Below are 25,249 nucleotides of genomic sequence, written 5' to 3' on the forward strand. Positions count from 1 at the left end.
GCCGGCATTCTTTTCTTTCGAGACATTCTGGAATGAGCAGACACAGCTTCGCGAGCATCGAAGGGCATACTGAAGGTATGCCTGTTCGTATGGTGGTTGACGGGGCGCCGCCTCTGCCGGGTGCGACCATGGAAGCGCGCCGCAAGGCGCTCATCGAAAGTCACGACTGGATTCGGCGGGCGTTGATGCTCGAACCGAGAGGTCATTCCCATATGTCGGGGACACTGTTTTATCCGCCGCTTTCCGAAGATGCGGACATGAGCCTGCTATTCATTGAAACCTCGGGCTGCCTGCCGATGTGCGGGCATGCTTCGATTGGCTCCATCTCGTTTGCACTGGAGGCCGGACTTATCCAGCCGAAATTGCCCGGCACGGTCATCGTTGACGTGCCTGCGGGAAAACTGGCCGCCACGTATGAAATGGAAGGCGGTCGCGTCAAGACGGTCCGCTTTACCAATGTGCCGAGCTTCCTTCTTTATCGGGACGTTGAAATCGATCATCCGCATTTCGGCAGACTCAACGTCGATATTGCTTACGGCGGCAATTTCTACCCGATCGTCGAAGTGCAGCCGAACTTTCCCGGATGCGAGCACTTCTCTCCGGATGAACTTCTGGAGTGGGGACGCCAGATGCAGGTCGCGGTAAATGAAACCATCGAAGTGGTCCATCCGGACAACCCGAGCATTCGAATGGTCAAACACACCATGTGGACAGGGGGACCCCTATCGGATGGTGCTGACGCACGCGCGGTAGTTATCGCAGGCGACAGCCTCATCGACCGCTCGCCTTGTGGGACTGGCACGTCTGCGCGTGTCGCACAGCGACATGCGCGCGGACTTCTCAAGGAGGGGCAAGCCTTCCGGCATCAGAGCCTGATTGGTAGCTGTTTCACGGGTCGGGTCGAATCAACAACGACGCTAAAGAACGGTCTCGATGCGGTTCTACCGAGCGTCGAAGGTCGCGCATGGCTCACGGGGCGCGCCGAACACTACGTCGACGACGCACAGCCATACGCTCATGGTTTCAGTCTGCAGGAGTATGTCAATTGAACGCAGTTCCTCGCGAAGCGTCTTCGCTCGATGGGCTCCCTTCGGTCCAGGAAGTGGCCGTAGTGATAGGCGGTGGAATCGTGGGCGTATGCTGCGCGCTCTATCTTCAGCGGGCCGGATACGCTGTCACGCTCATCGACCCGGAGGCGCCGGGCAACAGCACCGCGAAGTGGAGTTGTGGCCAGATGGCCGTGAGCGAAATCATTCCACTCTCCAAACCTGGCATTCTCATGAAGGTGCCGGGTTGGTTGATGGACCAGAAGGGGCCGCTCGCGCTTCGTCCCAGCGCACTGCCAGGCATCATCCCATGGTTCGTCCGGTTTCTCATGTGCGCGAGACACTCGAAGATCGTGGACATTGCCCAGTCCATGGCCACGCTTACGCATGACGTCTATTCGGACTTCGCTCCGCTGCTTGATGCCTGCGATGACAAGACGCTCATGGGTGAGCGCCCCATTCTGGAAGTTTTCGACGACCGTCGTGGACTGGACCACGAGCAGCAGTATCTGGACCTGCGACAGTCACTTGGTTTCAAGTCACAGCGGCTCAATGCGAAGGAAATCAGTGACCTTGAACCGGCACTCGCCGGCAAGTTCTCTCACGGGATGATTTTCCCTGACTGGCGCGCTGTGAGCGATACGATGGGTTTCATCGCGGCACTCACGGAGAGTTTCATTGCCCAGGGCGGCCGCCGCATCCGGACTCAAGCCACAAAAATCGACGAGGCAAATGGTCGAGCGACCGGGGTTACGCTCGCGAATGGCGAACGCGTTGCAGCGAACCACGTCGTCGTTGCAGCAGGTACGGGCACACGCAGGTTCTTCAACTCGCTTGGCATCGATGTACCGCTGGCAGGGATCGCGGGCTATCAGGTCGTAGTTTCGGACCCGGGTATCGAAATCCGCCACTCGACCATCTATGCGGACGGAGGCTTTTGCTTCACCCCGATGACCCGTGGTCTCCAGATTGGCGGCACCATCGAATTCGCGGCCAATGGCGCCGAACCAAATTTCAAACGTGCGGACATCATCCTTGAAAAAGCGAAGCGCGTGCTACCGGAAATGCGGACGTCGCAGGTCGAGTACGGTGTGGGATATCGCCCATTCCTTCCCGACACCAAACCCATCATCGACCGCTCTCGCAGGCTGGACAATGTTTTTATGGCGTTCGGTCATGGGCAGCTTGGCCTCACGCTCGGCGCCACAACCGGGAGGTTGATTGCCGACCTGGTAGCAGGCCGGCCGACCAGGCAAAACGTTGCGCCATTCAGTGCCTACCGGTTCTAGAACAAACGGCTCATCTGAAGCATTTGCCGCGGAGAAACCAATGCGTTGGAACAGGACTTTCACGATGGTGAGTTGCCATGCCGAGGGCGAAGTCGGCAATGTGGTGACGGGAGGACTGATTGACGTGCCAGGCGCAACCATGTTCGACAAGATGATGTATCTCGAAGAACACGGCGACGAGCTGCGAAAGATCTGTCTCTTCGAACCTCGCGGGGCTGCCAATCACAACGTCAACTTCATTTTGCCGGCGACGGACCCACGCGCGCAGATGGGTTACGTGATTGGCGAGTCAACCGAATACGTGGCGATGTCCGGCTCGAACACGATGTGCGTCGCGACAGTACTGCTCGAAACAGGCATTCTGAAGATGGAAGAGCCCGTAACCGAACTGGTGCTGGAGGCGCCCGCCGGCCTCATTCACGCGCGTTGCGAGTGCTCGAATGGCAAGGTGAGGCGAGTTGAATTCACGAATCAACCGGCCTTCGTTGCTCACCTTGATGCCAATGTCGAGGTCGCTGGTGTCGGCACCATCAAAGTAGATGTCGCCTATGGCGGCATGACTTACGCACTTGTCGATGCGCAATCTCTTGGCTTTGAGATTACACCGGATGAGGCGCGAGACCTTAGTGAACTTGGACAGAAAATCAAGGCCGCTGCAGTCGACCAGCTTCCCTTCTCACATCCGCTAAATCCGCTCATCAAAGGCGTCACGAACACGCAGTTCATGGGGCCGTTAAAACGGGAAAATGGACGGCTCTTCGCGCGCAATACCGTGATTGTTTCGCCCGGACGCTGCGACCGTTCTCCATGTGGTACGGGAACCTCGTCGCGTCTCGCAGTGTTGCATGCGCGCGGCCTCATTGACGTGGGCGAGAGCTTTATTCACGAATCGATTACCGTGACGAAGGTCGGCGATTACGCAGCCGTGGTGCCCGTCGTAGCTGGCCAGGCATGGATAACCGCCATTTCCCAGATTGGCGTCGACCCGACGGACCGATTCCAGAACGGCTTCACCGTCGCTGATACCTGGCTCGAAACCGTTGACGACAAACTCATCAAATCGCGAAAGCAGGAATGCATCTGACCATGAAATCGTACGACAAGCTTTTCATCAACGGCCACTGGGTCGCGCCCGTGCAAAACGGAACCTTCGAAACCACCGACCCGAGCACGGAAGAGGTGCTTGCGAACGTCGCAGCCGCAACTTCGGAAGACGTCGACGCGGCAGTCGAGGCTGCCCGCGAAGCCTTCGACAATGGTCCGTGGCCACGTATGAGCGGCGCCGAACGTGGCGCCATTCTTCGCAGAATCGGAAAAGGTATTCGCGACCGTCTCCAGCAACTCGCGGAAATCGAGGTGCGCGACAACGGGAAGCCGCTCCCTGAAGCTCTTTGGGACCTGGGCGACGCAGCTGGCTGCTTTGAGTTCTATGCCGGGCTTGCTGAAAAGCTGGACACTGATGCGGAGAAGCCCATTGCGCTGTCGGATGGCCGCTTCAGCTCTGTTGCACGCAAGGAGCCCGTCGGTGTCGCCGGCGCCATCATTCCCTGGAATTTCCCAATGCTGATGGCCGCATGGAAAGTCGCGCCAGCGCTCGCAGCAGGTTGTACGATGGTCCTGAAGCCGTCAGAACTGACGCCGTTGACAGCGCTCGAACTCGGTGACATCGCGACTGCCGCTGACCTGCCACCCGGCGTGCTCAACATCGTTACCGGCCTGGGTAAGGATGCGGGCGCTCCGCTAAGCGAGCATTCCGGCATCGACAAGCTGGCGTTCACCGGTAGCGTGCCGACCGGCAGCCGAATCATGCAGGCGGCCGCCCGCGACATCAAAAACATCAGCCTCGAACTGGGCGGGAAGTCGCCATTCATCGTCTTCGACGATAGCGATATCGACGCGGCGGTCGAGTGGATTATGTTTGGCATCTTCTGGAATCAAGGCGAAGTTTGCTCGGCTACATCGCGAGTGCTCGTGCAGCGTGGCATTTACGAACGCCTGCTCCAACGGCTCGAAGAGGAAACGCGCAAAATCACTATCGGAAACGGCCTAGAGGATGGCGTGCTGCTCGGTCCAATTGTCAGCCAGGGACAGTACGAAAAGGTGCTCGAGGCGGTACAGCGTGGCAGGGATGAAGGCGCTCGTCTGGTAACGGGCGGAGGACGGCCGGCAAATCTCGACAAGGGTTACTTTATGGAGCCGGTTGTATTTGCCGATGTCCCGGCCGAAAGCTGGGTATGGAACGAAGAGATTTTCGGCCCCGTGGTCTGCATCCGGCCTTTTGATGACGAGGCCGAGGCCGTACGGTCCGCAAACGACTCGCGGTTTGGCCTGGCTGCCGCAGTGATGTCTCGTGATGATGCGCGTTGCGCGCGTGTGGCCCGCGCGTTGCGCGCGGGCATCGTCTGGATCAACTGCAGCCAGCCGACGTTCACGGAAGCGCCGTGGGGCGGCTACAAGCAGAGCGGCATTGGCCGCGAACTCGGCGAGTGGGGCTTGAACAACTATCTCGAGACCAAGCAAATTACGCGTTTCAATAGTGACGAGCCTTGGGGCTGGTACATCAAGTAAGCGGGACAATCATGCGTTGGAGAAGAACACTGCAGCTGGTCGACGTTCATTGCGAAGGCGAAATCGGCAAGGTCATCACAGGAGGGGTCGTCGGCATTCCAGGTGAGACCATGCTCGACAAGATGAACTACATCAACGAAGTAGATGACAGCCTTCGAAGGCTTGTCGTGCTGGAACCTCGTGGATGCCTTCAGATGTCGGTGAATCTGCTGCTGCCGCCGACACGCCCGGAAGCGCATGCGGGCTTTATCGTGTTGCAGGCGGACAAGGCACATCCGATGTCTGGCAGTAACGCGATCTGCGTTGTGACTGCGTTGCTGGAGCTGGGCATGGTCGAGATGCAGGAGCCGGAAACGACTGTTGTGCTCGATACGCCGGCAGGACTGGTCACTGCGCGCGCGACATGCAAGGATGGGCGTTGCACCGGGGTCTCACTCGACATGGTTGCATCGTTCGTCGAGCAACTTGACCTTGGCCTTGAGACGTCCCAGTTCGGGACAATCAAGGTCGACGTCGCTTTCGGCGGCGTCTATTACGCCCTCGTCGATGTGGAGCAGGTGGGCCTGAAGATTGCCCCCGAGAATGCCCGCGAACTCGCAGAACTCGGCGTTGCGCTGAAAGAGACAATCAACCGGCAGATTCAGGTGCAACATCCTCTCTACCCGCAGATCAACGAAGTCGCCTATGTGATGTTCCGCAACCGCGTCAGTGACGACGTTTATCAAACGTGCACGACACTGCCCCCCGGTCGGGTCGACAGGTCGCCGTGCGGGACAGGAAGTTCGGCCAACCTCGCGACGCTGGCCGCCCGGGGACTGGCCGATGTGGGCAGCCGACTCAAATCGCGCTCGACCATCGGGGGCGAATTCAACGTGGAACTGCTCGGAAAGACCGATGTAGGCGGCAGGCCGGCGGTTCTTCCGCGTATTCAGGGGCGGGCATGGCTCTACGGTATCCAGCAGATCGGGGTCGACCCCGACGACCCGCTGGCCGCCGGCTTCATGCTCAGCGATACGTGGGGCTCGGGTTTCCCGAAGGCGTGAGGCAGAGTGCGCGCGATGATAAACTTAAATGCGCGCCCGTCTTTTCGGGCCCACGATTATGGTGGTGAAACGATGAGCAAAGGTACGGCGGAGACTGAGCCCAGCGGCCGTCGGCATGGCGGACGATACATCTATGAAGAACTACGAAAGCAGATCCTGACGCTTCGACTGAAGCCAGGTGCCCCGCTGGACGAAGTTTCTCTTGCGGAGCAGTTCGGGCTTTCGCGCTCGCCGGTGCGTGATGCGCTCGCGCGACTGATTAGCGAAGGGCTGGTGACGATACTTCCGAACCGGACGACGCTTGTGACGCCGTTCGAGATTGAGGAATTTCCGAAATACATTTCGGCATTGGACCTTATCCAGCGCGCGGTAACGCGCCTCGCAGCGCAGCACCGGACCGATGCCGACCTTGCCCTGATCCGCAAGGCGGATGACGTCTACATGCAGGCGGTGGAAAGTGGCGACTTCCAGGCGATGTCCGAGACGAACAAGGCACTACACATGTCCATCGCGCATGCGGCGAACAACCCTTACTTCGTCGGATACTACGAGCGCCTGTTAGGCGAAGGCCAGCGCTTGCTGCATCTGCATTTTGACTTCACGGTCACTTCACCCACTGCGGGCAAGCTGGGACGCGATCACGATGAACTGATCGACGCAATAGCGAGGAAAGACGCCGACGCCGCCGAAAAAGCGGCACACGAACACACCATGCTGTTCCAGAAGCGATTCCTCGACTACATGCGGCAGAACATGACAGAGTCGATGGCGATTCTGTAACCGACGCGTGCAGCTTTGGTCTCTCCAGGGCTGCCTTTTTCTCGTGGTTCGCTATGTGGTTCGTCCCGACAATCCCTTCATAAAAGCCCACAGCTCAGGAACGTCAGACGTCGCTGCGTTGAACCTGAACCATTCCGATGCAGGCTCCCCGGGCCGGAAATAGGAGCCGGGTGCTAGCCATATCCCTTTTGCCAACGCTTCGTGAGCTACTTCGATGCTGTCCTCAGGTCTGATAGGCAGCTTCGCCCACAAGAACAGCCCGGCGTTTGGCGTGTGGAAGACTTCGAGTCCGGAGTTGGCCATCGCTTCAGTCACGCGCATGTGCGCATTGAACAGCCGCTCCCGGATATGAGCTGTATGACGGTCGTAGTGACCTTCGATAAGCACGTTCGCGACGGCCCTCTCTGTGATTTCAGACGATGTCAGGCCCACTGCCATCTTGGTCAACGCAAACCGCGAGACCAGGTCACGGCTCGCGGCGATGTAGCCGACGCGCATCGCCGGCGTAATCGTCTTTGAAAAGCCCGACACGTAGACGACTCGTCGCAAGCCTTCCATGGCGGCGAGGCAGGGCGCGCCGGGCGGTGCAAGTTCTCTGGAGATGTCGTCTTCGACGACCCATAATCCTTCGCGGTCGGCAATCTGAAGCAGGCGGAACGCGGAGGATGCGCCGAGCGATGTCCCTGACGGGTTTTGCAATACCGTGTTGATGAATATCCCCTTCGGCCGATGCAGCCTGACAATCTCTTCCAGTTCGGCGCTATCGATTCCATCCGGCGTGCGAGACACGCTCACGACATTCACGAAGGCCACCTTCAGAATCTGCAGCAGGTTGCAGTAGCACGGGTCTTCTACGATGACCGTATCGCCCGGCTGAAGCAGGGTACGGACGATGAGGTCTAACGCCTGGGTGACACCTTGCGTCAACAGGACATCAGCGGGTCCGACTGAAAGGGAATATCTGCGCAACGAGCTGGCAATGTGCTCGCGCAGGGTAGCGAGCCCGTACGGATGACCATACCCTCCAATGCGCGGCCCAGGAACACGGCTTACGACGCGCAGCGCGTGCTGGATGCCGCTTTCGTTTATCCAGTCGTTCGGAATCCAGCCGCATCCCGCCTTGATGGGCACAGACTGGTCTGCAAATACATCAGAAAGGAGCCACGCGGCATTCAGGCTCGGCGCACTCCAGGCGGGTGCTGCAGGAGCCTTTGCGGCGGGCGTTGCAACGCGATACCCCGCGCCTGCACGCGCCACGACGAGCCCGAGTGAAACAAGCCGTTGATACGCTTCGGAGACCGTGTAGGTGCTCAGGCTATGTGATTTCGCAAACGCGCGTACTGACGGCAATGCTATACCAGCAGGATACGTCCCATGTTTCAACTCTTCTTCGATTGACGAGACAATCTGGTCCACCAGCGTGCCCTCGTCCTTTCGCGACCGGGACAGCTTCAGTTTGAACATTTCAATACAGTTGAGAAGAAAAAATCAGCACGGTCTGGCTGTTTGATTTTGGCTGTCCAGTGATTGTAGCGTGCGAAGTCGATAGAGTTGGCTCCATATTCACGGAGTCAAATGATGAGCACAACGCAAAGCCCTGACCTCTCGAATTTCTGGATGCCGTTCACGGCGAACCGCCAGTTCAAGGCAGCACCTCGACTCTTCAAGTCCGCGAAGGGGATGTATTACACGACGGTCGATGACCGTCCCGTACTCGATGCTACAGCGGGACTCTGGTGCGTCAACGCCGGTCACGGTCGTGCGGAGATTACGCAGGCCGTGGCTGAGCAGCTTGCAACGATGGACTATGCGCCTACGTTCCAGATGGGCCATCCGCTCGCATTCGAAGCGGCGACCAAGGTTGCAGAGTTTATGCCCGCCGGTCTTGACCGCATCTTCTTTACGAACTCGGGTTCGGAGTCGGTCGACACTGCGCTGAAAATGGCGCTTGCCTATCATCGCGCGCGTGGCGAAGGTCAACGTACCCGCTTCATCGGTCGCGAGCGTGGTTATCACGGTGTCGGCTTTGGCGGCATCTCGGTGGGCGGCATTCTGGCGAACCGCAAGACTTTCTCGGGCAACCTGATGCCGCACGTCGACCACCTTCCGCATACATTGAACATTGCGGAAGCTGCGTTCACGCGCGGCCAGCCGACATGGGGCGCACATCTGGCCGACGAACTCGAGCGGCTCGTGGCTCTGCATGACGCGTCAACCATCGCGGCGGTTATCGTTGAGCCGCTGGCCGGTTCGACGGGCGTGATTGTTCCGCCGAAGGGCTATCTCGAACGGTTGCGCGAGCTGTGCAACAAGCACGGCATCCTGCTGATTTTCGATGAAGTGATTACCGGATTTGGTCGCCTCGGTGCACCCACCGCGAGTGAATACTTCGGCGTCGTGCCGGACATCATTACGATGGCCAAGGCAATCAATAACGCGGCAATACCGATGGGAGCTGTGGCGGCCAGCCGTGCCGTGCACGACGCTGTTGTCAATGCGGGCGCTGAGAATGCCATCGAATTCTTCCACGGCTACACGTACACGGCGCACCCGGCAGCGGCGGCTGCCGCAATCGCCACGCTGGACATTTACAAGCGTGACCGTTTGTTCGAGCTTGCAAAGGAACTCTCCGGCGTGTTTGAAGATGCCGTGCACGAACTGCACGGTTCCCCGTATGTGAAGGACATCCGCAATCTCGGTCTCGTTGCCGGTGTCGAGCTTGAGTCGCGTGCGGGTGCGCCGGGGGCACGTGCATACGAGGTGTTCCTGAAGTGCTTCGAAGCCGGTGTGCTTGTGCGTTATACGGGCGACATCCTCGCCTTCTCGCCGCCGCTGATTGTCGACGAGCAGAAGATTGACCAGATTTTCTCGACGGTGCGGGACGCTCTGCGTAACGTCGCCTGATTTGAACTAGCAGGCCGCGTCGGCCTTCGCATCCGGAGTTTTGAAATGAACGTAGCAAACAAGAAGGCGAATCTCGCCGTCAAACAGGTGAGCCACTTCATCAACGGTCAAGTGGTTGCTCCCACGAGCGAGCGCTTCAAGGATGTCTTCAATCCGGCAACGGGTGAAGTGACGGCTGCAGTGGCGCTGGCATCTGTCGAAGAAGTGGACCGCGCGGTACAGGCAGCAGCGGCGGCATTTCCAGGCTGGAGCGAGACGGCTCCGCTCAAACGTGCTCGCATCCTGTTCAAGTTCAAGGAGCTGCTGAACAAGCATCATGATGAACTGGCGATGCTCATCACGCGTGAGCACGGCAAGGTGTTCACCGACGCACAGGGCGAAGTCGTCCGTGGCATCGAAGTTGTCGAATTTGCATGCGGCATTCCCAACCTGCTGAAGACGGACTTCACCGACCAGATTGGCGGTGGTATCGACAACTGGAATCTTCGCCAGCCGCTTGGCGTGGTTGCAGGCATCACGCCGTTCAATTTCCCGGTGATGGTCCCGATGTGGATGTTCCCCGTCGCCCTGGCCTGTGGCAACACGTTCGTGCTCAAACCCTCCGAGCGTGACCCGTCGGCTTCGCTGCGTCTGGCCGAACTGCTCAAGGAAGCGGGGCTGCCCGACGGTGTGTTCAATGTGGTCAATGGTGACAAGGTCGCGGTGGACGCGCTCATCGAGCATCCGGACGTTGCTGCACTGTCGTTCGTTGGCTCGACGCCGATTGCCGAATACATCCACACGGAAGCGTCCAGGCGTGGCAAGCGTGTGCAGGCTTTGGGCGGTGCGAAGAATCACCTCGTCGTGATGCCGGACGCCGACCTTGACCAGGCCGTCGACGCACTGATTGGAGCAGCCTATGGGTCGGCAGGTGAACGCTGCATGGCTATCTCGGTGGCAGTTGCGGTCGGCAACACGGGAGACCGGCTCATCGAGAAGCTGATTCCTCGCGTCAAGTCGCTCGTCATCAAGAATGGCGAGAATCTCGATGCCGAGATGGGGCCTCTCGTCACCGCTGAACACAAGGCGAAGGTATCTGGCTATATCGTTTCCGGCGAGGCGGAAGGCGCAAAGCTCATCGTCGACGGCCGAGACCATCCTGTGTACGCAGAAAATGGATTCTTCATCGGCGGCACGCTGTTCGACGATGTCCGAACGTACATGAAAATCTATAAGGAGGAAATCTTTGGCCCCGTCCTAGCCGTGATTCGCGTGCCAGATTTCGCCAGTGCCGTGAAGCTGATCAACGCTCACGAGTTTGCGAACGGAGTGTCACTGTACACCTCGGACGGTGGCGTGGCCCGAGCATTCGCACGACAGATTCAGGTTGGGATGGTTGGCGTCAATGTGCCTATTCCCGTTCCGATGGCGTGGCATTCATTCGGCGGCTGGAAGCGTTCGTTGTTTGGCGATCATCACGCATACGGTGAAGAAGGCGTGCGCTTCTATACTCGCTACAAGAGCGTGATGCAAAGATGGCCTGACAGTATCGCCAAGGGCGCAGAATTCACGATGCCTGTCGCAAAATGATGTGTTGACGTTCCTGTTAAGCGGACCCCCAAGCCGGGTCCGCTTAATAGATTGTGATTGGAGACGTCTGCTACCGCATATATGTCACGTTATGATATTACAAAAGGCGGAACACAACCGTGGCAAAGAATTTCCGATTGCCACCGATAATGATCCGCGCGAAGTTATTTTAGAGTCCCATTGCTTCCAGTTCAGGCATCACCACGGTCCCGGTGGCGTCCTGAGTCAAGGTCTGGTTGATGGCGATACCAATCTCTTGATCTGCCCTCCGCAGTTCACACCATAGTGAAATACGTCAACCCATATATGTTGACCAACGGGCTGGCTGAGAACGGTTATACGTAAATCGTAAGGCATGCTGATTGCTAGTCTTGTTGACGAGGCGGTTTGCGCTTGACCAGTTTACTGCCACGTTGCCGCCATCTGGTCGTGTCCCGAAAGGAGTTCCGGACGTGTCACTCTCTCGGCGTCATTTCATGCTACTTGCCGCATCCGTTGCCTCAACCACGGTTCTCTCGACAAGGTCAAACGCGGACGCGGCCGTGCTGGCGGAAAACGATCCGACCGCGCGGGCGCTCGGATACAAGATGGACGCGTCGAAAGTCGACAAGACGAAGTTCCCCAAGTACCAGACAGGGCAGACCTGTGCCAATTGCCAGCTATATCAAGGCAAACCCGGCTCCGCGAACGGGCCGTGTCCGACCTATGGGGGCAAACTGGTCGACGCAAAAGGATGGTGTAACGCCTACGTGAAAAAGGCGTAACTTACACGCCGTCGTTGTCTGGACATACGGCAGTGTGTAGAGCGACAGCATACGGATGACTTGACTCGCGAGCTACGTGACATCCGGACGTCGACGCGGCCTGAACGAAAATCGTACGACATATGCGGCGCTCGGCATTTCGCGGGATATGGCGGCGCTTTGATCGCTGTCTTCACGGTCTTCGCCCTCCCGCGCGCGTGCCTTCTGCGCTTTTCGCGGCAAGGTTTTGCCGCCTGCGCTGAAAGGCAGGTCACATAGTGACGTTGTGCTCCTGGCGTTGAACAGTCAGAGGGAGTCGTATCATGTTCCAGCAAGTCCTCAACCCAACGGGCAACCTCTTCATTTCCTGGTTGCTATCCTTGGTGCCCGTGGTCGTTCTGCTCGTACTCCTCGCCGTATTCAAGCTTTCCGCCTGGCTCTCCGTGCTGATCGGCGCAGTCATTACATTCATCCTTGCGGCAGCCGTCTGGGCCATGCCCGTAGGCACAGGGATACGGGCTTTTGTGTATGGCTCGCTGACGGGCATCTGGGCGGTTGACTGGATCACTTTCTGGGGTGTAATGCTGTTCAATTCCCTGACACTCACCGGTGTGTTCGATCAATTCCGGCGCTGGCTCACCGCCCAAGGCACGGCCGACGTCAGAGTTCAGACGATCATGTTTGCCTGGGCTTTCGGTGCATTGCTCGAAGGGCTCGTCGGATTCGGCTACCCGTGGGCGTTCGTGGCGCCGATCCTTATCGCGCTGGGCATTCCCGATCTCAACGCGATTCGGGTTGCCGCGATCGCCAATAACGCGCCCGTTTCCTACGGGGCGCTCGGCGTGCCGATCATTGCGCTGGCGGCCGTGACGGGCCTGCCGATACTCGCGCTTTCCGCCTCGGTCGCACATATCGTGGCGGTGCTCGCGTTACTTCCGCCGTGGGTATTGATTTATCTTGTATCAGGCCGAACCGGACTCAAGGACGGCTGGCCCCTTGCGGTGGTCGGCTCGCTGGCCTACATCGCCGGACAATATCCCGTCGCCGTGTACCTCGGCCCTTATCTGCCGGATGTCACCGGGTCTATCGTCTGCTTTGCCGCGCTGCTCGTGCTGCTGAAATTCTGGCGACCCAAGCGCACGCTCGGCTATGGCGGTATTCCGATCGGGGAAGCGGCAGAAGTCGGCAACTCGTCGCACGGACTTTCGAGCACGGAGGTCTTTCGCGCATGGCTGCCCTTTATCGTGCTGATCGTCGTGGTCGTGCTGTGGACGGGCCCATGGTCGCCGCTGCCGAAGATGGTCTTGCTGAAGCTGTCGGTCGCAGCGGGATCGTCTATTCACAAGGGTTCCGAGGTGAGCGCCGTCTTTTCCTTCGCGCCTTTCATCGGCGGCACGGCGATTTTCATCGCCTGGCTCATCACTGTGCTCATGATCGGCATGAAGCCCGCGCAGTACGCGGAGGCTTTCCGTCGTACCTGGCATCAGATGTGGGGCGCCTTTTTGGTCGGGGTCCTCATCTTCGGCCTCGCGTATGTCTTCAATTTCTCAGGCATGGCGGCCTCGCTCGCTGAGGGATTCTCGAAGATCGGGGTCGCCTTCATCATCGTCGCGCCGATTCTCGGCTGGATCGGTGTCGCCCTTTCCGGCAGCAATACGTCGACCAATGCAATGTTCGGCTTTTTCCAGGTCACGGTCGGGCGACTGCTCGGCTTCCCGACTCTGCTGTTGCCGACACTCAACTCCGTGGGCGCAGAGGTAGGAAAGCCCGTCGCGCCGCAAACCGCGAGCGTGGGTGTCTCGACGAGCCGTTTTGTGCGCAATGAAGGCGAGGTCATTCGTCACAACATGGGATGGACGTTCATCCTGCTCGCCTACCTGATCATCATCGGGGTGGGCTTCTACTTTCTTGCGCCCGGCTTGATGACGCTTCCAGGAGGCTAGGCGAGGCCCGTCGAGATTTCTATCGTGGCCCATCTGGCCATCGCAGTACGCACGGCCAATCGTCCCGCGGTACGTGGGAACTCAGACGCCATATCCCGAATCGCGCATCAGCTGGCGCGAGACCTCGCTGTCCGGGCCTTCCGACTCGAATTGCGCGCGAAGGCTCGTGTCTGCCCTGCGGGTCACGCCGCGGTGCATGGCCACAAGCAACGCGAAAAGGGCTACGAGAAAGAGAAACGTCGGTACGGTAATCATCATGTCGCTCCTTTCTGGTCCGACCGGATACATGCCTGGCGACCGTCGAGCGCAATCGCACTGCAAATCGCCATGTCTGTCTGCACTGGGCGCATAACACGGGCCTGGAGGGCGCCCGTCGGCAACTTGATGGAATTGGGGCACGGGCGCGTGCGAGACCGATTCGCGCTCGGCCGGCGGAGTCTCGAAGTGACTGGCTGCTTCCAGACAACTACCAGACAGCTAACCAATGATGAGGCGACGAGTGCGAATGGCGCTTCCTGGGTCGGTAGCCGTCTTGAATGCGATGAATGAATTCCTCACTGCCGCCTCCATGCTGACGTCGCACGCCGATTTTGTCGTGGCGTACGGCAAGGAACTTCGTCTGCCGGAGTTCGCCGCGAGGCGTCCATTCGCGGAAGGAAACCTCGACCACGATCCTCCATTCGATCTTGCTGCTCTCGCTCATACTAGAACTCCCGCGAACAATTCTGGAAAAAGATCATGATCAGCGCGATCAGCACAGTTCTGAACTTCATCGGACTTACCATGATGGCTTTCGGCGGAATCGGCGCCGCCTGGTTTTCGCCTGCGTCTCACCCAGATCCGGACTGGTCTGTCGACCATCTTGGGGAACAGAGAGTCAAGCGCGTTGTGACGCACCATAGCCAGAAACTGGTCAAGCCATGCTTTGCCCTCGTTGGTGTGGGCGCGCTGTTCCAGCTTGCCGCCATGGCGTTTTGATCGTCACGCCTTATCTCCCTTCTCTGCGAATGCTGCGACCGGGCGCCATTCGATCAGTGGCTGAACTGAGCGCACGTAAAGCGGGTAACGTGGCGAGCCATCCTTCGTAGTGCCGAGGCACCACAGTCACACTCCAGCGTCAATCAGGATGCTGGCGACGCGTGCGGCGCGCTCCCGCTTTGCATTCGGACCGCATGCACAAACCCGTCGCCGCACTCGCGCGCAAATTCCAAACGTAGTCGTCGTTGCCCGGGCCGATCGGATCAGGATGCGACCAGAGTGCAGCCGGATCGTTAGAGATCAGCGCGTAGACGTTAGCCACGGCGAGGCCGTTGCAGTCCCATAACTTCGCGAAGCCGCGGCAGCGACGAATCGTTGGATCGTCGAGTGTTGCTTGCTGATGATTGCGCTCATGCAATGCCTCTCACCGATTCACAGGAAAATTCTCGATTGAGACCGAATTAAATCCGCCCGCCCGGCATGTCGGATGCTGACTTTATACGGGTCACCATCTGTTGACCGCGGGAGCAGACGACGCGCGCAACTCGTCGCATCGCGCTGTTTCCGTAGCGAGGAAGGCCATGTCCACCAAGTCCTATGCGTCATATCGCGGATGCAAGATTGAAGTCCACGTCACGCCGGCCAAGTGGCATGCGTTCGGTGGCATATGTCGGCGCTACCGCGTGTCGTGGTTGATTTCTTCGCCTGGCATTCCAGATCAAGTGCTTGCAAGTTTTCCAGAACGGTTCGACTTTCTTACTGAGCAAGAGGCATTCAGGTATGGGGAGAGTCGAGCGCACACTTTCATTGATTCGATCCTTTCTACGCCATCGCAGAGTCGGATCGCGGGCAACAATTCGGAGCACGCAGATGAAGCGCCCACGGTCTGATGGTTTTTTTGTGTCCCTCATTGCCACAATAATCGGAATTTTGTGCGTGCTTGCCTTGTGGGATCTTGCCGTATCGCTCGGCCAGTATTAGCCACCTTTTCTGCGGACGTCGCGATAGAGGCGCGGTCGAGGTACGGAAACAAAAAGACAGGAGGTGCGGCGGCAACTTCGGTCACCGTGCAGGAATGGATTCACTATGCGGCCACGGCGTTCAAAGATGAACGCAACGGGCAGGGCGGCTTCGCGACACCGGCCGAACGGATTCAAACGCTCGACCTGACGTAGCGCCTCTTAAACAAGCAAGGTTTCCTTGCTTGTTTTTTCGTTAGCCCACGTGTGCGAGGGCGCGTGTCGCGCGAACCTTCGCGGGCCGGTCGCGCAGCAGCAGGGGCATCAAACGCCGGTTGGCTGTTTGCGCCGCCCACTCGCAATACGCGGCGCTACCGAGCACCCAGCCATTGAGCGTCGACTGCATCAGGTTATCGACCTCGCGATCGTCAAGAGGCTGTGCGCCCAGATCACGGTAAGCCTGGTGGCGCTCGATCGGCGTATTGCCGAGCGCCCGGTAGAGTGGATGGTCCTTGATGAAGCTATCGACACGCAGCCCGATGTGGTGTGTGTAGCTCGACCACGGGTAGCTTCCCGGCTCGGCCACAAGGCGGTTGCGCACCGGCGCATGATCGATGACCTGGCTCGCGAGCAGGAAATACCGGTCGGGCTCAATCACTGTTGCCCGGTACCCGCCACGCCACACCGTACCGCGGCGTCCGTGGCGGCGGTTGAAGGTCTCGACATAGCGACGGCCGACCGCCTGCATCGCCATGGCCACGCTCGACTCGTACGAAGGCGTGACGAGGAACTGTACCGCGTCGGGCATGAGTACCCACGCGTGAACTGCCAGATCGGCGACGCGCGCTGCATCTGTCAGGCAGGCGAGGAAATACAGGTAGTCTCCTTCGTCCAGGAATGCGGGGCCCGCGAGCCCCTGCAAGATAACGTGTTGCGGTTGTTCCGGGACGTAGTGCCGTGCGAGCCGTGTCATGCTGAATTAACCGGAAATCCGATGTGAGAAAGCGATCCGACAGGTATCGGATGCGTGACGGTGCGTAACGTGTGTATAGGACGAAATTCTATCGATCACGTCTGTGAGTTTGCATCGCGAACAGGCGTTTTTTCTGGCCTCTTTTCGCTGATTTGACGACCGCAACCAACGTCTCTCTTATGTCACCGCTGAATAGCAGCGCCGCGCTATGCCGCGATGATGGTGTCTGCCTGTGTGGATTCTGAATGGACAACCCAGTTGCATTAATCGTGTTCAGACAATAGGCAAGTCCTATTGCAGCCTGCAAAGCAACCCGTCGATAGACAGGTTGTAGCGGCGCATCGGAAAATGTCGCCCGAACTTTCGATCATCTTGTTAACCATGGCGCTTCGGGTGGTGGAGACAGTGGGAAAAACGACAGGCGCGATCGCGTCCCTCAAAGCAAGACTGAGACGCGTCGAGTTTGCGACGCCTTACAGCATCGTCTGCGGTGGCCTGCTTGTCGCCTGCGTGATGGTCGGTCTTTGTGCGATGGTCCTGTACCAGAGCCGGCAGGATGCACTCGAACGTGCCAGTGGAACATCGCGCAACGTCGCACTGATTGCCGAGCGCGACATCGAGCGAAACTTCGAGCTGTATGCGCTCTCCCTGCAGGCGGTCGTCGACGGCCTCAATCAGGCGGACGTGATGGCGCTGCCGCCACATCTGCGTCACCAGGTTCTGTTTGACCGTGCCGCCACGGCCAAGGACCTGGGCTCGATCCTGGTGCTCGATGCGTCCGGTAACATCGTCATCGACTCCGGCAGCGACATTCCACGCAAGGGCAATTTCTCGGATCGCAAATACTTCACGATCCAGCGTGACAACCCGAACGTGGGTCTCTATGTTAGCGACCCGTATCAATCGAGGTTGCGAAACAGCTCGCCCAGCATCGCTTTAAGCCGCCGGCTGTCCCATCCGGACGGGTCGTTCGCGGGGATCGTTCTGCTTTCGGTCAACCTTGAGTATTTCCGCCTTCTCCTGGCTGGACTCTCACTCGGACCGCACGGCGCAGTGTCCCTGATCGGCCGTGACGGCATCATGATCATGCGGCAGCCCTACGACCCGCGTACCCCGGGGCGCGATATCAGCAAGGCAAGCACATTCCGGCGTTTTGTCTCGGCCGCGGAAGGCAGTTTTTCCGACACCGCGTCAATTGACGGCGTACGCCGCCTGTATTTCTTCAGGAATTTTCCGGACCTGCCGCTGATCATCATGGTCGCGGAGGCGGAGCAGGACATCTATGCGGCGTGGCGACGCCGCGCCCTGACGATGGGCACGCTCATGGTCGGGTTCGGCATGGCGTTCGTTGGGGTCTCGTTCCTGTTCGGTGCGCAGTTGCGACGCCGGATGCGCGCGGAATCCGAACTGCAGCTGCTTGCGAGGACGGATGGCCTCACCGGCCTGCACAACCGCCGCACGCTGGGCGAGATTCTCGACCAGGAGTGGCGCCGGGCCAGGCGGACACGCAGCGTCTTTTCGCTGCTGTTCGTCGATATCGACCGCTTCAAGGCCTACAACGACACGTACGGACACCAGGCGGGAGACGACGCGCTGGCCGCCGTGGCACGGTGCATCGGCGAAAACATCCGTCGGCCGGTCGACAGCGCGGCGCGTTACGGTGGAGAGGAGTTCGTGGTGGTATTGCCCGATACGCCGCCGGCTGGCGCCTCGCTGATTGCCGAGAGGATCCGCTCGGCAATCAGCGACCTTGCCATTGAGCATGCGGGCAGTGAATACGGGCGCGTGACTGCGAGCATCGGTGCGGCCAGCTGGACGCCGGAGCGTGACGACGACGTGACCGCGATGATCAAGGCTGCCGATGAGGCACTGTACAACGCGAAGGCGACTGGCCGGAACAAGGTAGCCCCCGTTCCGGGCATGACAGACATGCTCTCCAGAATGAGGCATGCAGGTATCATCCCTCGAAAGCACGGACAAGACCGGCGGGCCCCATGAGTTGCCGGTTCTCGCACGGCTGCGCACCCGCGCAATCCCGTTTTGTTCGTCAGGGGCGACTGCGTTGCCCTCACAACGACCAGTCTACCGACGCATGCGACATACGCGCCATCGTCGGCTGGAAATGCCGTAAAGGATGATTGTGTTGCAGCGAAGGCGCGTTCGAACAGTTCAACGACACGGCGTACGCACGGAGCCAGTTGCCGAAGTATCCCGTCACATATCGGCTACTTCTCTCAATGCCGCCACAAAAACGTCGAGTTCGCTTTTGAGCATATAGATATGCGGTGAGACGCGAAGTCCCTCGATGTGCCGTACCTGACGGTATTTCACGTGAATCTGGTGGTTTTGTCGAAGCTCCTGTTCGATTTTCTTCGAATCGAGGTTGTCGATGGAGAACAGGCTGACCGCACCCAGGTCGCTGTTCAACGGCGAATGCAGCCGGAAGCCTGGGATGTCACTGGCCAGTTCGATCCAGTAACGGGTAAGCTCCTGCAGCCGCGCATGGACTCTCTGTGTGCCGATCTCCTGATGGAATTTCAGCGCAGGAACAATCCCGGCTTGTAATGCCGAATTGCAGGTGCCGAGACTCCAGTGATCGAATTTGTCGATGCGCAGAGGAGGCGGATCAAAGGGAGCCAATAGCGGCCAGGTGTCGTCAATCCGGCCCTGCCTGACGATCAGCATGCCATTCCCGATCGGGGCACCCAACCATTTATGAAGGCTGGTCACGAAGAAGTCGCAATCGAGATCGCGGAAGCTGAGCGGCACCTGTGCGAACGTCTGGGCGCCGTCAACAACGGTGATGATATTTCTCTCACGCGCGAGTTTGCAGATCCGTTTGACGGGTAACAGCCGCCCCGTCCAGTGCAGCATATGGGTAAGCTGTATGACACGCGTCCTGGAAGTGATGGCTTCTTCATAAGCCCTGACGATTTCGTCGTCGCTGCCCATCACGTCGAAGTCCACGCTCGAGACGGTGATGCCCTCCCGCTGCAGCCGCTGCAGCCAGGCTGCGCGTACGCTCGGATAGTCCCATTCGGAAATCAGTACTTGATCACCCGCGCGGCAAGGTATGCCGAAGATGACTGTGGATAGACCTTCTGAAGAATTACGGTTCAATGCAACTTCGTCGGAACTGCAATCCGCCAACGCCGCGAGTTGCTTCTTGGTCGACGGAAGGGCCGCGTCGAGCTTGCTCCACATATTGACGTCCGGATTCTGGCTGACAAACCGGAAGGCATCAATGGTCGCCTGTTCGACGACAAGCGGAGGAGGACTAACGGCCGCATTGTTAAGGTTCATCAGTGGTTGCTGCCTTGGATACGCAGCGCGAACGCGCTCCCAATAGGCTTCGCCGGAGAGCTGGATGCCTGGTGTCGGTGCTGCGTTCATACGTATTCTCTCCGCATGTTGGGCATAGGATTAAATGCGTTAGCCACGCGGGCCCACGCTGTGCAAACACCCTTGCGCATCGTTCCCGATACTGCGCGATAGCTGACGACGAGGTGGACCAGATGTGAGTTCGAAGTGCCCGCGTCGTTGCGCGAATCGCGTGTCGCGCGCACGCGGGCCTTGTTCTTTCCTGGCGCGCTAACGGCTTGCGAGCATCACCATACCGCCTGGCTCGCAATCGCAAACTGCTTGAACTGTGCATCGACAGGGAGCGGCCCATTGCGCATCATCCTCTCGATGCTGTCGACGTGCGGCAGCCCGAGCCCTTCGAGCCACGTGGAGAGCCCGTGCTCCACGGGCGTATCGACTCGCACGAACATGCCCGCATTCAACGCGAGCCAGTGGCTGATCAGTGCCTTCGCGCGGCTCGCATCGGGCGAGCCGGGCGCGATCACGGGGCCAATCACATGTCCATCGCCGAAGCGCCGGAACAGCGCGAAGCCGATCAGTTCGCCATCGCGGTCGAGCGCGATGCCGCTCGAGATATCGAGCAACTGCGGGAGCAATTCGCGCCGGTCCAATCCGCTTGCGCGCGAAGCGAGTTCGACGAGACGCGGCGCATCGTTGACGCCGAGAGGGCGAAGACGCTCGCCAGCCGGCAGTGAGACGAGCGGCGGCTGAAATGCCGCGCCCTGATGCTGATGGATCGTGCCGATGCTGCGAAAGCCGAACTGCTCGCACAGCGGCAGGCCAGCGGGGCTCGCGTGAATCAGCAAGGTACGCGTGCCGAGGTCTTCGATCAGTAGCTCGATCAGCTTGCGTCCGACGCCGCGTCTTTGTCGCCCGGGCGCCACGATCAGCATGCCAAGCGTCGCGGCCTCGCGACCGAACCGCCACGACAGCGCCGTACCGATCACGCCGCTCCCGTCCTCGGCGACGAAGCCTTGGCCCGTGCGTGCCGCAAAGCACCAGTCATCGGGACGGTGCCGCCATCTGACGGCGCTCGACAGCGCATGGGCTGCCGCGATGTCGTCGGACGTGAAAGGGCGGTACGCGATCACGCCGTTGCTGTTTGGGTCGGGCACGCCGGCCTCCTCGTTCTGAAGACACATACCGTGACTCTCTCATCGTCCGGCGCGCCTGGCTAGGACGATCTTTCTATCGCATGGTCCGCAACCGTGACGACGATGATGCAATGCAAAACGCAGGGTTCCTGCCACGACAACGCGTCAATTCTGCTGTGCGCGCTTTTTTGTCGGTGAAATCTGCCGACCAGCCGGGCATACGATGTCCTGCATCCAAGGCAATCGAAGGACTCACGCAAATGGACCGTTTCGATCCCGCAACCATCAACGTGCGCAGCGGACATTTCATCGACGGCGAGTATGTCGATGCAGGCGCGTCGCACATCGAGGTCGCGCGTCCGTCCGATGGTGTGATCTATGCGTCGGTGCCCATCGCCGATGCCGCGCTGATCGATCGCGCGGTGCAGAACGCGTGGACCGCGTACGGGACGAGCGGCTGGGCGCGCACGGCGCCGCGCGAACGTGCTCGCGTGCTGCGGCGCTTCGCCGATCTCGTCGCCGCCGACGCCGACACGCTCGCGCCGCTCGAATCGCTCGGCTCGACGCGGCCCATTCGCGACGCGTTTAACTGGGACGTGCCGTTCACGGCGGAAGGGATTCGCTTTTACGCTGAGTTCGCGGACAAGATCGGCGGCGACGTCGCGGCGACGGACCACGATCATCTCGGCATGACGATCGCCGAGCCCTACGGCGTAATCGCCGCCATTGCGCCGTGGAATTTCCCGCTGGTAATGGCATCGTGGAAGATCGCACCCGCGCTCGCGGCGGGGAACGCAGTCGTGCTGAAGCCTTCGGAGATGACGCCGTTCTCCGTGCTGCGGCTTGCTGAACTCGCGGTGGAAGCGGGCGTGCCGCCCGGCATCTTCAACGTCGTGCAAGGCGACGGACGCACGACGGGCGATGCGCTCGTGCGCGACCCGCGCATCGCAAAGGTGACGTTCACGGGATCGACGCGAACGGGCGCCGCCATCATGGCCGCATGCGCGGAGTCCGGCACGAAGCCTGTCACGCTCGAACTGGGCGGCAAGAGTCCGCAGATCGTCTTCGCGGATGCGCCGCGCCTCGATGATGTCGCGCGCCGCATTGTTGGCGCGATCACGGTGAATGCGGGGCAGGTGTGTGTGGCGGGATCGCGGCTTCTCGTCGAACGGTCGATCGCGGATGAACTCGCTGAGCGGATCGTCAACTTCTTTGGCGAACTGAAGGCGGGCCCAACGTGGGCGCCCGGCACGACATTGCCGCCGATCATCTCGGAGCCGCAGGCGGTGCGCATCGACACCATCATCGAACGCAGCGTCGCGAGCGGCGCGACCTTGCGTGGCGGCGGCCGGCGCGCGGACGCCGCCACGCCCGGCGCCTTCTATATGCCGACCCTGCTCGCGAATGTCACGCCGGACACGGAAGCCGTGCGCCACGAAGTCTTCGGGCCTGTGTTGACCTTGCAAACCTTCGATACCGAAGAAGAAGCGCTCGAACTCGCTGCGCATCCGGAGTATGGGCTCGCGGCGGGCGTGCATACGGCCGATCTGGGCCGCGCGCTGCGTATGGTGCGGGGCATGGAGGCGGGCACGGTCTGGGTGAACCGCTACGGGCGCACCAGCGATTTCATGATCCCGACGGGCGGCTACAAGCGCTCGGGCATCGGCAAGGATCTCGGCCGGCAGGCTTACGAAGCGAATCTGCGCTTCAAGAGCGTGCTGATCGACGTGCGCCTCTAAAAATCCTTACGCGCGTATGCGGGAAACGGCGCCGCATAGTCTGCTGCCGACGCCACTCAAAACGCGTGGTTTGTATCGCCGGAGCCACTCGAATCAGCGACATCTGTACTTTTTGCACTGTTTAAATTTTCCACAGGGACGAGGTTTCCTGTTTTCGCCACTGAACTCCAGATGGGTCCCGTATGGGTCGCCGCACGGGGTTCACATCACGATAGGACTGACACCATGATCGATTTCGAGCCGAAGTACATCACGTTCGACTGCTATGGCACGCTGACGAAGTTCCGTATGGCCGACATGGCCCGCGAGATGTACGGCAATCGCCTGCATGGCGCCGAGCTGGAGCAGTTCGTCGCGTTCTTCGCGGGCTATCGCCGCGACGAAGTGCTCGGCGCGTGGAAGCCGTATCGAGACGTGATCGTCAATGCCGTGCGCCGCGCGTGCAAGCGCATGAACGTCGAGTTCAATGAAGCGGAGGCCGAAAAGTTCTACCTCGCCGTGCCGACGTGGGGCCCGCATCCGGACGTCCCGGAAGGTCTGTCGCGTCTTGCAAGGAAGTACAAGCTCGTGATCCTGTCGAACGCCTCGGACGACCAGATCCAGAGCAATGTCGACAAGCTCGGCGCGCCGTTCCACCGCGTGTTCACCGCGCAGCAGGCGCAATCGTACAAGCCGCGCATGCAGGGCTTCGAGTACATGTTCGATCAGTTGAACTGCAATCCGGGCGACGTGCTGCACGTTTCGTCGAGCCTGCGCTACGACCTGATGACAGCGCACGACATGGGCATCAAGCACAAGGCGTTCGTCAACCGTGGCCACGAGCCGGGCACGCCGTACTACGAATACTACGAAGTCGACACGATCGGCGATCTCGCGACGAAACTCGGCCTCTGATTCACGCTCGTCGCTCACGCGAGGACACCTGATGAAACTCGACTCCTACTGGCTCGATACCGCGCCTGCCGGCATTCAGGCAAGCGAGGGTCCCGTCGAAGGCCATGTCGACGTCGCCGTGATCGGCGGCGGTTTCACGGGGCTGTCCGCCGCGCTCGCGCTGGGCAAGCGCGGCGCAACGGTGGCGGTGCTCGACGCCGGGCGCGTCGGCGGTGGCGCGTCGGGGCGCAACGGCGGCCAGTGCAACACGGGCGTCGCGCAGGACTATGCGGCGCTGCGCGAGCAACTGGGCGTCGAGCGCGCACAGGGCTGCTATCGGGCGTATGCGGCCGCTGTCGATACCGTCGAGCGGCTGATTCGCGAAGAGAGGATCGATTGCGACTATCTCGCGTCGGGCAAATTGAAGCTCGCCGCAAAGCCGCGTCATCTCGAACATCTCGAGCACACGGCTGAGCTGATTAGCCGTGAAGTCGATCCTGATGTCGAGATCATCGCGCGCGAGCGCATTCGCAGCGAAGTCGAGTCGGACTGTTTTTACGGCGGACTGCTGCAAAAACGCGGCGGGCAGATGCATATGGGCAAGTTCGCCGTCGGGCTCGCGAACGCGGCGGCGCTTCGCGGCGCGCGCATCTTCGAGCATGCCGCCGTCACGTCGATCGAGAAGGATCACGGCGCGTGGCGCATCGAATCGGCGCGCGGCACGTTGCGCGCGCATCAGGTACTGATCGCGACGGGTCCGTCGCGGCATGGTCCGTTCGCATGGTACCGGCGCAGGCTCGCGCCTGTCGGCTCGTTCATCGTCGTGACGGAACCGTTGCCCGCTAATCAGCTCGCGCGCCTGCTGCCGAAGCGCCGCTCGTACACGACGAGCCGCCTGATGCACAACTACTTCCGCGTCACGTCCGATTCGCGTTTGCTGTTCGGCGGACGCGCGCGCTTCACCGCGTCCGAACGGCCTTCCGATGCGAAGAGCGGCCGCATCCTGCAGGCGAGTCTCGCGCAGATGTTCCCGAGCCTCGCCGGCGCGCGCATCGACTATTGCTGGGGCGGACTCGTCGATATCACGGCGGACCGTTTGCCGCGTGCGGGCCAGCACGACGGCGTCTACTTTTCGATGGGCTACAGCGGCCACGGCACGCAGATGTCGACGCATATGGGCCAGGCGATGGCCGAGGTGATCGGCGGCAATGCGGCCGCGAATCCGTGGCGCGATTTCGACTGGCCCGCCATTCCGGGGCACACGGGCAAGCCGTGGTTTTTGCCGCTCGTCGGCGCGTATTTCCAGATCAAAGACATTTTCTACTGACATTGCTTCCACACAGACAGCCCGAAGCTGCCGATTTCCCCATGACCATCTGACGCGG

Annotated in this window: 23 protein-coding genes; 16 read left to right on the forward strand and 7 right to left on the reverse strand. The window is 60.1% G+C overall.

Annotation, left to right across the window (positions count from 1 at the left end):
* The first annotated feature begins 32 nt into the window (after positions 1 to 32).
* The 6 genes from AB4Y32_RS22145 to AB4Y32_RS22170 all read left to right on the forward strand — a co-directional run bounded on the left by AB4Y32_RS22145 (position 33) and on the right by AB4Y32_RS22170 (position 6,726).
* Positions 33 to 1,049 carry a 4-hydroxyproline epimerase gene (locus tag AB4Y32_RS22145; protein ID WP_368723389.1) on the forward strand — a complete coding sequence of 339 codons (1,017 nt, stop codon included), beginning with the start codon at positions 33 to 35 and terminating at the stop codon, positions 1,047 to 1,049.
* Positions 1,046 to 2,335: an NAD(P)/FAD-dependent oxidoreductase gene (locus AB4Y32_RS22150; protein WP_368723390.1), complete on the forward strand. Its 1,290-nt coding sequence runs from the start codon at positions 1,046 to 1,048 to the stop codon at positions 2,333 to 2,335. The genes AB4Y32_RS22145 and AB4Y32_RS22150 overlap by 4 nt, the downstream gene beginning before the upstream one ends.
* Positions 2,336 to 2,375: 40 nt before the next feature.
* Positions 2,376 to 3,419, forward strand: coding sequence for a proline racemase family protein (locus AB4Y32_RS22155; protein ID WP_368723391.1), 1,044 nt, complete (start codon positions 2,376 to 2,378; stop codon positions 3,417 to 3,419).
* 2 nt (positions 3,420 to 3,421) lie between these two features.
* Positions 3,422 to 4,903 (forward strand): aldehyde dehydrogenase family protein, encoded by a 1,482-nt coding sequence (locus tag AB4Y32_RS22160; RefSeq protein ID WP_368723392.1) that lies wholly within the window; start codon positions 3,422 to 3,424, stop codon positions 4,901 to 4,903.
* A gap of 11 nt (positions 4,904 to 4,914) precedes the next feature.
* On the forward strand, positions 4,915 to 5,946 hold the full coding sequence (locus AB4Y32_RS22165; protein ID WP_368723393.1) for a proline racemase family protein: 1,032 nt from the start codon (positions 4,915 to 4,917) through the stop codon (positions 5,944 to 5,946).
* Between the two features lie 72 nt (positions 5,947 to 6,018).
* Positions 6,019 to 6,726 (forward strand): GntR family transcriptional regulator, encoded by a 708-nt coding sequence (locus tag AB4Y32_RS22170; protein ID WP_368723394.1) that lies wholly within the window; start codon positions 6,019 to 6,021, stop codon positions 6,724 to 6,726.
* Between the two features lie 51 nt (positions 6,727 to 6,777).
* Here the strand turns inward: AB4Y32_RS22170 and AB4Y32_RS22175 are convergent, their stop codons facing one another.
* Entirely contained in the window at positions 6,778 to 8,190 is a 1,413-nt protein-coding gene (locus AB4Y32_RS22175; RefSeq protein ID WP_368723395.1) for a PLP-dependent aminotransferase family protein, read from the reverse strand.
* A 111-nt stretch (positions 8,191 to 8,301) separates the two neighbouring features.
* Here AB4Y32_RS22175 and AB4Y32_RS22180 point away from each other — a divergent pair, with 111 nt between their 5' ends.
* From AB4Y32_RS22180 to AB4Y32_RS22195, 4 genes are all read left to right on the forward strand, one after another.
* Complete coding sequence (locus AB4Y32_RS22180) at positions 8,302 to 9,630, forward strand: aspartate aminotransferase family protein (protein ID WP_439899820.1); 1,329 nt, start codon at positions 8,302 to 8,304, stop codon at positions 9,628 to 9,630.
* 45 nt (positions 9,631 to 9,675) lie between these two features.
* Positions 9,676 to 11,199, forward strand: a complete 1,524-nt coding sequence (locus AB4Y32_RS22185; protein ID WP_368723396.1) for a CoA-acylating methylmalonate-semialdehyde dehydrogenase — start codon at positions 9,676 to 9,678, stop codon at positions 11,197 to 11,199.
* 452 nt (positions 11,200 to 11,651) lie between these two features.
* On the forward strand, positions 11,652 to 11,963 hold the full coding sequence (locus AB4Y32_RS22190; RefSeq protein WP_368723397.1) for a high-potential iron-sulfur protein: 312 nt from the start codon (positions 11,652 to 11,654) through the stop codon (positions 11,961 to 11,963).
* Between the two features lie 302 nt (positions 11,964 to 12,265).
* Entirely contained in the window at positions 12,266 to 13,885 is a 1,620-nt protein-coding gene (locus tag AB4Y32_RS22195) for an L-lactate permease (RefSeq protein ID WP_368723398.1), read from the forward strand.
* Positions 13,886 to 13,966: 81 nt separating this feature from the next.
* Here the strand turns inward: AB4Y32_RS22195 and AB4Y32_RS22200 are convergent, their stop codons facing one another.
* Positions 13,967 to 14,143, reverse strand: coding sequence for a hypothetical protein (locus AB4Y32_RS22200; protein ID WP_368723399.1), 177 nt, complete (start codon positions 14,141 to 14,143; stop codon positions 13,967 to 13,969).
* 208 nt (positions 14,144 to 14,351) lie between these two features.
* Positions 14,352 to 14,588 (reverse strand): hypothetical protein, encoded by a 237-nt coding sequence (locus tag AB4Y32_RS22205; protein ID WP_368723400.1) that lies wholly within the window; start codon positions 14,586 to 14,588, stop codon positions 14,352 to 14,354.
* A gap of 35 nt (positions 14,589 to 14,623) precedes the next feature.
* Here AB4Y32_RS22205 and AB4Y32_RS22210 point away from each other — a divergent pair, with 35 nt between their 5' ends.
* The gene (locus AB4Y32_RS22210) at positions 14,624 to 14,863 is read left to right on the forward strand and encodes a hypothetical protein (protein WP_368723401.1); all 240 of its coding nucleotides are present in this window, start codon (positions 14,624 to 14,626) and stop codon (positions 14,861 to 14,863) included.
* Between the two features lie 139 nt (positions 14,864 to 15,002).
* On the opposite strand, the gene AB4Y32_RS22215 is transcribed toward AB4Y32_RS22210, so the two are convergent.
* Positions 15,003 to 15,281 (reverse strand): DUF1643 domain-containing protein, encoded by a 279-nt coding sequence (locus AB4Y32_RS22215; RefSeq protein WP_368723402.1) that lies wholly within the window; start codon positions 15,279 to 15,281, stop codon positions 15,003 to 15,005.
* A 163-nt stretch (positions 15,282 to 15,444) separates the two neighbouring features.
* Between AB4Y32_RS22215 and AB4Y32_RS22220 the strand changes: the two genes are divergently transcribed.
* Positions 15,445 to 15,753, forward strand: a complete 309-nt coding sequence (locus tag AB4Y32_RS22220) for a hypothetical protein (RefSeq protein WP_368723403.1) — start codon at positions 15,445 to 15,447, stop codon at positions 15,751 to 15,753.
* A gap of 325 nt (positions 15,754 to 16,078) precedes the next feature.
* On the opposite strand, the gene AB4Y32_RS22225 is transcribed toward AB4Y32_RS22220, so the two are convergent.
* Positions 16,079 to 16,795 carry a transposase gene (locus tag AB4Y32_RS22225; RefSeq protein WP_368723404.1) on the reverse strand — a complete coding sequence of 239 codons (717 nt, stop codon included), beginning with the start codon at positions 16,793 to 16,795 and terminating at the stop codon, positions 16,079 to 16,081.
* Positions 16,796 to 17,143: 348 nt separating this feature from the next.
* Between AB4Y32_RS22225 and AB4Y32_RS22230 the strand changes: the two genes are divergently transcribed.
* Entirely contained in the window at positions 17,144 to 18,793 is a 1,650-nt protein-coding gene (locus AB4Y32_RS22230) for a diguanylate cyclase (RefSeq protein WP_368723405.1), read from the forward strand.
* Positions 18,794 to 19,009: 216 nt separating this feature from the next.
* On the opposite strand, the gene AB4Y32_RS22235 is transcribed toward AB4Y32_RS22230, so the two are convergent.
* Positions 19,010 to 20,188 (reverse strand): aminotransferase class V-fold PLP-dependent enzyme, encoded by a 1,179-nt coding sequence (locus AB4Y32_RS22235; RefSeq protein WP_368723406.1) that lies wholly within the window; start codon positions 20,186 to 20,188, stop codon positions 19,010 to 19,012.
* Between the two features lie 215 nt (positions 20,189 to 20,403).
* Positions 20,404 to 21,300 (reverse strand): GNAT family N-acetyltransferase, encoded by an 897-nt coding sequence (locus AB4Y32_RS22240; protein WP_368723407.1) that lies wholly within the window; start codon positions 21,298 to 21,300, stop codon positions 20,404 to 20,406.
* Positions 21,301 to 21,512: 212 nt separating this feature from the next.
* Between AB4Y32_RS22240 and AB4Y32_RS22245 the strand changes: the two genes are divergently transcribed.
* The 3 genes from AB4Y32_RS22245 (at position 21,513) to AB4Y32_RS22255 (ending at position 25,191) form a co-directional block, all read left to right on the forward strand.
* Entirely contained in the window at positions 21,513 to 22,991 is a 1,479-nt protein-coding gene (locus tag AB4Y32_RS22245; protein ID WP_368723408.1) for an aldehyde dehydrogenase, read from the forward strand.
* A 225-nt stretch (positions 22,992 to 23,216) separates the two neighbouring features.
* Positions 23,217 to 23,885: a haloacid dehalogenase type II gene (locus AB4Y32_RS22250; RefSeq protein ID WP_368723409.1), complete on the forward strand. Its 669-nt coding sequence runs from the start codon at positions 23,217 to 23,219 to the stop codon at positions 23,883 to 23,885.
* A 31-nt stretch (positions 23,886 to 23,916) separates the two neighbouring features.
* Positions 23,917 to 25,191 carry an NAD(P)/FAD-dependent oxidoreductase gene (locus tag AB4Y32_RS22255; protein ID WP_368723410.1) on the forward strand — a complete coding sequence of 425 codons (1,275 nt, stop codon included), beginning with the start codon at positions 23,917 to 23,919 and terminating at the stop codon, positions 25,189 to 25,191.
* Positions 25,192 to 25,249 lie beyond the last annotated feature (58 nt).

The sequence above is a fragment of the Paraburkholderia phymatum genome, from assembly GCF_040965635.1.
In the GTDB taxonomy this organism is placed as follows: Bacteria; Pseudomonadota; Gammaproteobacteria; order Burkholderiales; family Burkholderiaceae; genus Paraburkholderia; species Paraburkholderia phymatum_B.

Excerpts from the sequence above, each read along its gene's own strand:
- AB4Y32_RS22145 (WP_368723389.1), top strand. The coding sequence starts at position 33 with ATGAGCAGACACAGCTTCGCGAGCATCGAAGGGCATACTGAAGGTATG.
- AB4Y32_RS22155 (WP_368723391.1), top strand. The coding sequence starts at position 2,376 with ATGCGTTGGAACAGGACTTTCACGATGGTGAGTTGCCATGCCGAGGGC.
- AB4Y32_RS22160 (WP_368723392.1), top strand. The coding sequence starts at position 3,422 with ATGAAATCGTACGACAAGCTTTTCATCAACGGCCACTGGGTCGCGCCC.
- AB4Y32_RS22165 (WP_368723393.1), top strand. The coding sequence starts at position 4,915 with ATGCGTTGGAGAAGAACACTGCAGCTGGTCGACGTTCATTGCGAAGGC.
- AB4Y32_RS22170 (WP_368723394.1), top strand. The coding sequence starts at position 6,019 with ATGAGCAAAGGTACGGCGGAGACTGAGCCCAGCGGCCGTCGGCATGGC.
- AB4Y32_RS22175 (WP_368723395.1), bottom strand. The coding sequence starts at position 8,190 with ATGTTCAAACTGAAGCTGTCCCGGTCGCGAAAGGACGAGGGCACGCTG.
- AB4Y32_RS22180 (WP_439899820.1), top strand. The coding sequence starts at position 8,302 with ATGATGAGCACAACGCAAAGCCCTGACCTCTCGAATTTCTGGATGCCG.
- AB4Y32_RS22185 (WP_368723396.1), top strand. The coding sequence starts at position 9,676 with ATGAACGTAGCAAACAAGAAGGCGAATCTCGCCGTCAAACAGGTGAGC.
- AB4Y32_RS22195 (WP_368723398.1), top strand. The coding sequence starts at position 12,266 with ATGTTCCAGCAAGTCCTCAACCCAACGGGCAACCTCTTCATTTCCTGG.
- AB4Y32_RS22200 (WP_368723399.1), bottom strand. The coding sequence starts at position 14,143 with ATGATGATTACCGTACCGACGTTTCTCTTTCTCGTAGCCCTTTTCGCG.
- AB4Y32_RS22205 (WP_368723400.1), bottom strand. The coding sequence starts at position 14,588 with ATGAGCGAGAGCAGCAAGATCGAATGGAGGATCGTGGTCGAGGTTTCC.
- AB4Y32_RS22210 (WP_368723401.1), top strand. The coding sequence starts at position 14,624 with ATGATCAGCGCGATCAGCACAGTTCTGAACTTCATCGGACTTACCATG.
- AB4Y32_RS22220 (WP_368723403.1), top strand. The coding sequence starts at position 15,445 with ATGTCCACCAAGTCCTATGCGTCATATCGCGGATGCAAGATTGAAGTC.
- AB4Y32_RS22225 (WP_368723404.1), bottom strand. The coding sequence starts at position 16,795 with ATGACACGGCTCGCACGGCACTACGTCCCGGAACAACCGCAACACGTT.
- AB4Y32_RS22230 (WP_368723405.1), top strand. The coding sequence starts at position 17,144 with ATGTCGCCCGAACTTTCGATCATCTTGTTAACCATGGCGCTTCGGGTG.
- AB4Y32_RS22235 (WP_368723406.1), bottom strand. The coding sequence starts at position 20,188 with ATGAACGCAGCACCGACACCAGGCATCCAGCTCTCCGGCGAAGCCTAT.
- AB4Y32_RS22240 (WP_368723407.1), bottom strand. The coding sequence starts at position 21,300 with ATGTGTCTTCAGAACGAGGAGGCCGGCGTGCCCGACCCAAACAGCAAC.
- AB4Y32_RS22245 (WP_368723408.1), top strand. The coding sequence starts at position 21,513 with ATGGACCGTTTCGATCCCGCAACCATCAACGTGCGCAGCGGACATTTC.
- AB4Y32_RS22250 (WP_368723409.1), top strand. The coding sequence starts at position 23,217 with ATGATCGATTTCGAGCCGAAGTACATCACGTTCGACTGCTATGGCACG.
- AB4Y32_RS22255 (WP_368723410.1), top strand. The coding sequence starts at position 23,917 with ATGAAACTCGACTCCTACTGGCTCGATACCGCGCCTGCCGGCATTCAG.